At 61.6% G+C, this 8,875-nt stretch carries 8 protein-coding genes; 2 read left to right on the top strand and 6 right to left on the bottom strand.

What is annotated here, in order from left to right:
• Positions 1–3 precede the first annotated feature (3 nt).
• From galE to RWT78_RS25355, 5 genes are read right to left on the bottom strand one after another with little or no spacing between them, the layout of a single operon-like run.
• Entirely contained in the window at positions 4–1,002 is a 999-nt protein-coding gene (gene galE / locus RWT78_RS25375) for a UDP-glucose 4-epimerase GalE (RefSeq protein WP_314681738.1), read from the bottom strand.
• Positions 999–2,129: a nucleotidyltransferase family protein gene (locus RWT78_RS25370; protein WP_030536371.1), complete on the bottom strand. Its 1,131-nt coding sequence runs from the start codon at positions 2,127–2,129 to the stop codon at positions 999–1,001. The genes galE and RWT78_RS25370 overlap by 4 nt, the downstream gene beginning before the upstream one ends.
• A complete protein-coding gene (locus RWT78_RS25365) occupies positions 2,108–2,986 on the bottom strand; it encodes a hypothetical protein (RefSeq protein ID WP_314681736.1) in 879 nt (292 codons plus the stop codon). The genes RWT78_RS25370 and RWT78_RS25365 overlap by 22 nt, the downstream gene beginning before the upstream one ends.
• A 7-nt stretch (positions 2,987–2,993) precedes the next feature.
• A complete protein-coding gene (locus RWT78_RS25360) occupies positions 2,994–3,266 on the bottom strand; it encodes a PqqD family protein (RefSeq protein WP_217017079.1) in 273 nt (90 codons plus the stop codon).
• A 46-nt stretch (positions 3,267–3,312) separates the two neighbouring features.
• A complete protein-coding gene (locus RWT78_RS25355) occupies positions 3,313–5,400 on the bottom strand; it encodes a glycosyltransferase (RefSeq protein ID WP_217017077.1) in 2,088 nt (695 codons plus the stop codon).
• Positions 5,401–5,407: 7 nt separating this feature from the next.
• On the opposite strand from RWT78_RS25355, the gene RWT78_RS25350 reads away from it, so the two are divergent.
• Positions 5,408–5,746 (top strand): hypothetical protein, encoded by a 339-nt coding sequence (locus RWT78_RS25350; RefSeq protein ID WP_314681731.1) that lies wholly within the window; start codon positions 5,408–5,410, stop codon positions 5,744–5,746.
• A gap of 421 nt (positions 5,747–6,167) precedes the next feature.
• On the opposite strand, the gene RWT78_RS25345 is transcribed toward RWT78_RS25350, so the two are convergent.
• On the bottom strand, positions 6,168–6,965 hold the full coding sequence (locus RWT78_RS25345; protein ID WP_080712736.1) for a metalloregulator ArsR/SmtB family transcription factor: 798 nt from the start codon (positions 6,963–6,965) through the stop codon (positions 6,168–6,170).
• 411 nt (positions 6,966–7,376) lie between these two features.
• Between RWT78_RS25345 and RWT78_RS25340 the strand changes: the two genes are divergently transcribed.
• On the top strand, positions 7,377–8,792 hold the full coding sequence (locus RWT78_RS25340) for an NAD(P)/FAD-dependent oxidoreductase (protein ID WP_003944885.1): 1,416 nt from the start codon (positions 7,377–7,379) through the stop codon (positions 8,790–8,792).
• Positions 8,793–8,875: the final 83 nt, after the last annotated feature.

The following is an 8,875-nucleotide window of genomic DNA, read 5'->3' as shown; positions in this document are numbered from 1 at the left end:
CGGCTACACCGAGTTGAGCAGGTGCGGCCGCACTGCCAGCCACCGCGCGGTGTCCTCGATCCCCTGTTCCAGGGTGAATGTCGGAACCCACCCGAGTAGTCGCAACGCACGATCGTTCGACGCATAAGCGCCGGCAGTGTCACCGGTGCGTCGGCCGGCAGCGACCACGTCGATATCTTCGCCGAGCACGTTCTCGAATGTGTGTACCAATTCCCACACCGTCGTCCCCCGCCCGCTGCCCAAGTTGACCACAGTCATGCGTGATGAATCAGCGGTGACCCGGTCGAACCTTTCCAGTGCTCGAACATGAGCGTCTGCAAGGTCCCAGACATGAACGTAATCACGCACTCCGGATCCGTCGCGCGTCGGCCAATCCGTTCCCGTAACCCTGAAAGGCGTTCCTGTCGAATATGATTCGAACAGCTTTCCTAGTGCGTGGGTCGGAGTTGCCGACGCTGTTCCGCTTCGCAGATCCGGATCTGCCCCGACCGGGTTGAAGTAGCGTAGAGATATTGCCGATAATCCTGTGGCCGCCGCAATGTCGTCGAGCATCGTTTCGAACTGAGCCTTGCTGTGCGCATAGGGACTCTGCGGTGCGATCCGCCAACGTTCGTCGACACAGCCACCGTCGCTCGGCGCGTACACCGCAGCAGAGGAACTGAACAAGAAGCGCTCACACCCGTTGCGAAGGACACTCGATACCAGCGTCAGCGACTTGGATACGTTGTTCTCGTAGTACCGTGCCGGGCTACTCACGGAATCTCCGACCACGATCAAGGCCGCACAGTGAACTGTCGCATCGATATCGGAATGATCTGCGAATACCTTGTCGAGTAGTTTCTCGTCCGCGATGTCGCCGCAGTAGAACGGGAATCTGTGCGCAAATTCGGCGCGGCCGGTCAGCAGGTTGTCGAGAATCACGACATCGATCCCGGCGTCGACGCACTTCGACGCTACGGTGCTTCCGATGAATCCCGCTCCGCCCGTGATCAGTACTTTCACGCCGCTCCCCCGGCGTCTTCGACGGCAGTCCTCGCACGACGGACGAAGTGGGACACGCGTGAGCGGGCCAAGTCCCATCCACGTAGGTCGCGCCCGTCCCGGATGGAAAGCCGATCACGGTCGAGAAAGAGCGGCACCATGACCAGATCGCGGTAGAGCGAGTGCAGGCGTGGGCGATCCGCCAACCACAGCGTCCATCGCCACCACCAACGCGCCGAGATGGTCGTCATTCCAGTACTGACGCCGAAGATCGATTCCACCGCCGCCCAGTGGACGTTCACCGCCCGACGGACATCGCGTGGCAACTGGCGTCTGGAGAGCGTCACAGCGAGTTCCGGTTCGGAAGTGAGCAGGTACCCCACGTCGAAGACACTGTTCAACGACAAATCGGCTCGAATCAAGGCCCGATCGGCAAGCCGCGCGTGAGCGATGACGTGCAGCGTCACGTCGGCCATCGCAAGGCGGGATCCTTCCGCCTCCGCGCTGATTCCTCGGACCGCGGCCTCCCGGGTCAGCGCGTGACGTGCGAACCGCGGAAGCAAGTGCGAATGGATTTCGACGGAGCCATGACGGTCGTCGCGAAGGAGTGCCGGTTCCTGGTGATCGTCGTGATCGATGGAGTCGGAGTCCACTTCGTCGGGGCGGACCATTCGGTAGCCGAAATCGAGGATCGCGTCGTTGGCCGGAACGGCATGTGCAGGGTCGACGACCAAAAGGTCGATGTCCGTCATCCGTCGAGCTGCCGGGTTCGGCCAGATTTTTCGCTCGAGAAGGGCGGCACCCTTCAGTGCAACCGTCGGAAATCCGTTGCTGTGTAACAGCTCTTGCAGTTCCACTCGCTGCGCGTCGAGGTCCGAGATCCTTATGGTGTTTCGGTGATGGACAAGGCTCAGCGTCAATTCCGGACTCGATGCGGTGGCCGAGGATTCCGACAGCATTTCCGCGAAGCTCGCAGGTAGGACCGATGCGAAGCCGGCCTCGACCGCTCGGGAGGCGAGCAGCGGCAATACCTTGTGCCTTACAGCGGCGTCGATGACTCTGGGCCAATCCTGCTGCGAACACAAGCGGATGACGTCGGCCCCACACTCGGGTTTCAACATGGAAATCAGGTACCGGGTGTCACGCATGACGCCACCAGTTCCTCCACGGTGTCGGCGCCGGTGTCGCCGTGATGTCGAATCAGTCTGTAGCACGGGGCATTCGAGAGTAGAGCGGCGATGTTTCTCAGGGTCACTCCGTGATTGTCGGACCACAGTGCGGATTGCCCGGCCAGCGACTGTATCGCTTGGGATACGGGCATCGGAGCGAGTCGAGTCGGCCCCTCGTCCCATCCATCGAGGATCAGCACCAGATCGATTCCGCGAACCGCCGAGCTGACGTTTCGTTCAGCAGGCAAGGTTGACGGGTCCAACGCCCACACCGGCGGGGCGTACGGAAGATACAGCGAATCGCGCGCTTTGATCTCCGGGAGGACGTCGAACGTACCGGCTTTGAGGTGGACCCGCCGTGGTAAGCCCACAGCTTCGGTACCACGAATGAAGACGCCTTCGTCAGCACGCAGTTGTGCACCCCGTAGGGCAAGGGCGAGCGCCAAGGTGGTCTTGCCCGCCCCGGAATGCCCGGCGATCGCCACTCTCACACCGTTGCAGTCGACCAGAGCGGCGTGCAGGCGTGTCCACTGTCGGGCGTGCGCGGCCGTCATGACATCCCGGTGCACCGTGCGGTACACGCTTTCCGCGAGCTGGAGACCGTCGAGACCGTTCAGCGTTTCACGGCTGCCGCCGATGGTCGATTCGATGGTGACGTCCCAGCGACCGAATGTCGCTCGATTCCGCTGAATCCGAACTTCGACGTTGTTGTCCGCAGGCCACGGGCTGGCAATCCGATGCTCGACGACACCGACCTCGGGTATGCGGAAACCGCGCACAATCGCGTCAACCCAAAGGTAGTGCGCCCGGAATTGTGGTACGTGGTTGCCTGTCACGGAATTCTCATGCCAGCAGACGAGAGGTGCTCAGTTGTCCGTACGTCTCGTTGACTACCGACTTCGCCTCGTGGTCAGGGATCTCGAGCACCTCTGCCACGGCCTGGACAATATCGCTGACGGTCCGGCCGTCACACAGTTCCCACACCAACGTCGCGACCGGGTTGAGGTGATGGGCAACCTCGCTGGAACTGTCGTACAGCACAACACCGTCGGTGAGATCGTTGCTCTCCACCGTCTGAGAGCGTTGCGGTCTCACACCTTCGAGTAGTTCGGTCAAGATATCTCCTTGATTCAGCGAATCCGATTTCGTTTTGGTGGTGGTCTCACAGTGCGAAGCGTCGTGAGTATTCGGATTCGATTGCGCCCGAACGAATCAGGCTGCGTGTGGAGGCGATGCCGGGCGACAGCGTCAGGCACGTGAGCGCTCCCCCGGCACTCGCATCCACCAGGTAGTCGCCCAGAGTTCGGTAGTGACCCGCCCATTGTCCGAATGCTTCGGGATCTGACTCCGGATCCGCAATCTCGTCGAGAATTCGCTCGAAGGCGCGCGAATGTACGAGAACGGCGTGGACTCCACGGTTCTCAGGACTGGTGCGCAAGAGTGCCGAACCGTCGAGCAGAGCTCCGTCCCTCGATTTCGGGTCGTGTCCGAGGTGGACGACATCCCAATCGCCGTGATCCAACTCTTCGCGGGCATGGCCAAGGATCGATGCGGCGGCATCCAGCAAACTGACGTCATCAGCAGCGATGAGGACCGAATCCCAGCCCTTCTCAGTCGCCCGAGCGAGCGCACGACGCCACGAGACGGCAAAGGCCGCGTCCTGATTCATCGCGTCCTCGAAAGCCGACACTCTTTCCACCGCTGTTACGCGCGGTAAGCGAATGAATCTATGCCAGGACGCTTTCCATCTGTCGATGTCGAGATCGAGATTCACGACGGCTATACCGAGGTCCGACTCAGAATCCTCGACAACGGGGTTGGGTTCTCCCCCTACTCGGACAGGCGACAGTGGGCGATCGAGCACAACGTCGACTGCGCCTCGCTCGAGCAGATAAGCCGCCAGTGAGAAGTCGGACGGCACGGGTCCGTTGATCCTTCGTGAGAGTTCGTCTCGCAAAGTTCCGTAGGTCGCCGCGCGAACAATCAGTGCAGCTCCGACCAGATCTTCGCCGTGTGCGTGGATGACAGCCGTATCGGCCTCGGCCGGGAGGTCGTCGACGATGTTCCGTAGCTTGTACATAACCGCGGGTTCGATCACGCGAGTCTCGTCCAGAAAAACTACCGATTTCCAGGCCAACAGAATGGCCTTGTCGATTCCGGCGACGAACGCAGACGCAGTCCTCCACACATCCGGAGCGTCGTCCTGCGACGGAATGGCACGGTGAACGGTCAGTTCGATCGACTCGCCCTCCGCCAGGCATGAACGCCACGGAGCGACTCGGCGGTCGTCGCCGAGAACGATCACTCCACCAAAGGCCAACTCGGGTCTCTGGACGCTCAGCTCCGCACGGAGACGGATCTCGGGATACGAATCACCGAGGTATTCGGAGAACTGACGATGGAGTGAATCGATGTCCCAACCGACCTCAGTCCAACCGAGCAGGTAGTTGTGAACACGATCTTCCCAGTTTATTCGATACGGGACGCCTGCCGGGCGCTCGAACCGATGGTGCCAACCGAAAGCCGGAAGGCAGACGACCTTGCCGCCGTTGATCCGGAACTTCTCGTGGATGTACCCCTCTTCACCTCCGAATCCGATGAAGTGCGAGTTCAATCCCGGCCACGCCTCACGCCTGCAGGCAAATGAGCCGAGGCCCTGCATGACGATCTCGAAAGGCACGTCCGGGTGTTGCTTCGCTCGCGGATCAACTCCCCAGGAGCCGAACATTCCGTTGCGCCACTTGGGGTCCATGTGGGTGGCCGCGATGTGCGAGGAATCCTGGGAGAGCATCGGCCCCTGGATCAGATCGTCGGTTTCCGGATTTGCATCGAAATACGCCAGCAACGCCGACAACGATCCCGGTGCCAAGATCACGTGGGAGTCGAGGACCAGGACGTACTTTCCTGTTGCCTTGCGGAACAGGACGTCCCGCACCGCAGTCGATCGAACGTCGGTGAACGGAACGTAGCGGAACCGATCGATGTAACCGGCAAACGATTCGAGCATCGGCGCCGGCAACCCCTCGGGGTTGTTGTCCAACAAGACGAATTCGACTCTGTCCAGAACCTCGCGATGATGGACCAAGATCGAGTGGATCGTGAAGTACGCGCCGTCGAAATCGTCGTAGGTCGCGATCGCGACAGTCAGATCGGCCGGTTCTCCGTGCGGCGGAGTCTCCTTCACCTGAACGGACCCCGCGCTCTGAAACTTCTTCAGAGCGCGGTGTAGCGCGACGTCGAACTCTGTCATCGTCGATGTGCTCCCTCGGAACCAGTCGCGTCGTGTCGGCTACGTGGGTTCCGTGGGATTCGTCGGCTGGGTCGGAGGGGTCGGGAAGGTCGGCTCGGTGCGAGTGGTCGGCACCGTCGGCACCGTCGGTACGGTTGGCACAGTCGGGACGGTCGGCTCCGTCGGCCCGGTCGGCTTAGCCGTCGTCGTTCCACCGGAACCTGAAGAGCTACCGGTTGATCCGGAACCTGTGGAACTTCCAGACGATCCCGAACTGCCCGAGGACCCCGAACTTCCGGACGATCCGGGGTTGCCCGGCTCGTTTCCGCCCGGCTGGGTCCCTCCCGGAGTATGGCCACCGGGCTGATTCCCGCCGGGTTGTTCACCGCCTGGTCGATTCGGATTCTGCTGGCCGCGACTTGGCACTCCGGAGAGATTCGGCGTGTCACCGGCTGCGAAGGCCGGCGCTGCACCACCGAGGCTGATCGACGTCACGACAGGCACAGTTACCGCCGAGGCCGCTAGAACTGTCTTGACGAACTTGCGTCGATCAACAGGAACATTCTGAAAAGCGTCGCCGCCCATAGCGTTTCTCCCATGCGTCCGAGACGAGGTCGTCCTCACTCGATGTCGGGCAAAACGCTAGCATCCTTCCGGCAACTTTACAGACTGAACCCGCCGAAATTTGGTTCTTATGCGAAGTTGAGACCGGACTGGGCCGACAATTCGGACGGGAGTACGACAATTCCCTCCAGTACAGGGAGCAAGTTTGTCCTGTTCCATCACCGTCAGCCGGCCGGCATCTCCCACGGCGCCACCGGAAGAGTGCTTCCGGTTTCGAGGTAGGACTTCAGGTTCGACAACACCGCCGACCATCCACCGGCTACCTCCATGCGAGCCGATTCGTCCGCCAAATCGGTGTGCTTGACGGTCAGTCGCACGATCGCGCCGAAGGCTTCGATGTCGAAACTCACCCGAGAGATGTCGACGCCCGGTTCGCCGTTCGGATCAGCCCAGGTGGTGACCAACCTCGACGGAGGATTGCTCTCGACTACGGTGCCGACTACATCGGCAATGTTCGAACCGTCGATCCGGCGGTGCTCCCAGGTCGATCCCGGCTGCCAGTCGGAGACGTTGCTGTGTCCCCAATACTCTGCGGTGGCCTGTGCGTCGGTGAGCGCTTTCCAGACGTTGTCCGCCGTGCTCGCAATGTAGGTGACGTACACAAAACTGGGCTTGTCGGTCATGGCTTCCTCCGCGATTTTTTTGACGGTACTGAGCGCACGAAGGCGCGGTACCTCGAACTTGTTGATCCACCGCTCTCGAATCTCCTCGAGCGCAACGGGATTGAGATAGTGAAGCTTTGCCCTCCCCTGTCGGACCGTGCTGATCAGATTGGCGTCCTCGAGCATGGTGAGGTGTTGAGTGACAGCTTGCCGACTCATGTCGAGGCTGTCGCACAGCTCACCGAGCGACTGACCGTTGGCTACGAACAAGCGGTCCAGGAGAAGCCTTCGTGTGGGATCGGCCAGTGCTTTGAAGGCTGCATTCATCCGGTCGTTCACAACTTCACAATATGCAAGCATTTACTTGCATGTCAACGGTTGGGCGTGCCGGGTTTCGAAAGTTGGGACAGATGAGGTGTGATGTCTCTAGGCAGATGTGATCTGAATCCCGGATTACACCGTAAGAGAGGTTGGGCACATGGACTGGGCAGCAATTGGAGTGGGTGTCGGGTATGCCTCGGTGGCCCTGTCGATCCTGGTTTTCGTCGGCGGGTGCATCGCACTGTTCATCTTGTCCGTCCGCCAGTAGCCGACACCTCGACAAAGTGGTGATCACCCCGGGGTCCGGCCAAGCCGATCACCTCGGGAGTGATCACCCTCGAGGCCGCTTGATCGATTCGGACCCGCCGGCGCGCGTCGGACTGCTCGCAGAGAAGCTCGGCCGCGGTGGGACTACCGTAGGACTGTCGCCTAGAACTCGAGGAGTACGGAATGAGCATCCAGTCGGTTGAACCGCACCGCCACCGCGTAGTGGTGATCGGTTCCGGCTTCGGAGGATTGTTCGGCACTCAGGCTCTCAAAAAAGCCGATGCCGACATCACGATGATCGCGCGTACAACCCACCATCTGTTTCAGCCGCTCCTCTATCAAGTTGCGACCGGCATCCTCTCGGTCGGTGACATCGCTCCCGCCACGAGACTGGTGCTGCGCAAGCAGAAGAACGCACAGGTACTGCTCGGTGAGGTCGAGACCATTGATCTCGAGAATCAGACCGTGACCTCGCGCCTGCTCGAACGCGTCACTGTTACGCCGTTCGACAGTCTGATCGTGGCAGCCGGTGCCGGTCAGTCGTACTTCGGCAACGACCAGTTCGCGGAGTTCGCCCCCGGAATGAAAACGATCGACGACGCCCTCGAACTGCGCGGACGAATCCTCGGGGCCTTCGAACAGGCCGAACTGTCGGACGATCCCGCCGAGCGTGCGCGCTTGCTCACCTTCGTCGTTGTCGGCGCCGGCCCCACCGGCGTGGAGTTGGCCGGGCAGATCGCCGAGCTTTCCCGTCGAACGCTGGACGGCGCGTTCCGCAAGATCGATCCGCGTGAAGCGCGCGTCGTGCTCCTCGACGGCGCCCCTGCCGTGTTGCCCGTGTACGGCGGGAAGCTCAGCCGCAAGGCTGCCGAGACGCTCGAGAAGCTCGGCGTCGAGATCCAGCTCGACGCGATGGTCACCGACGTGGACAACGACGGTCTGATCATCAAGGAGAAGGACGGCACGCTTCGCCGTATCGAGTCGCAGTGCAAGGTGTGGTCCGCCGGCGTGCAGGCCAGCCCCCTCGGCAAGCAGCTCGCAGAACAGAGCGGCGGAGAAACCGACCGCGCCGGCCGCGTCATGGTCAATCCCGACTTGTCTCTGCCCGGGCACCCCAACGTCTTTGTCATCGGCGACATGATGTCGCTCGACAAGCTTCCCGGTTTGGCTCAGGTTGCCATGCAGGGTGGCAAGTACGCGGCCAAGCAGATCAAAGCGTCACTGGACGGCAAGTCCCCGTCGGAACGAGTTCCGTTCAAGTACTTCGACAAGGGCAGTATGGCAACGATCTCGCGCTTCAGCGCGGTAGCCAAGGTGGGCAAGCTCGAGATCAGCGGCTTCATCGGGTGGGTTGCCTGGCTGGCAATTCACCTCCTCTACCTCGTCGGATTCCGTTCCCGTGCCTCGACGCTGTTGTCGTGGGCGGTGACGTTCTTCGGGCGTGGCCGTGCTCAGATGGCGTCCACCGAGCAGCAGGTCTTCGCGCGAAACGCGATGGGCGAGTTGGAGAAGAAGAACAAGGAAGCGACGGAGTCCGGCAGCGCTTCGAATGGCGAAGCCAAGAAGGCTGCCGGCAAGCAGCAGAAGGCCGCCGGCTGAATCAACACCTGAGTGACCGGCGGTGGGGGGGGGGGGGGGGGGGGTGGCCCACCGCCCCCCCCGCCGGGGGGGGAGCGGCGGGG

The organism is uncultured Rhodococcus sp., assembly GCF_963525155.1.
GTDB lineage: Bacteria > Actinomycetota > Actinomycetes > Mycobacteriales > Mycobacteriaceae > Rhodococcus_F > Rhodococcus_F qingshengii.
This window is presented reverse-complemented; position numbering and strand designations above follow the sequence as displayed.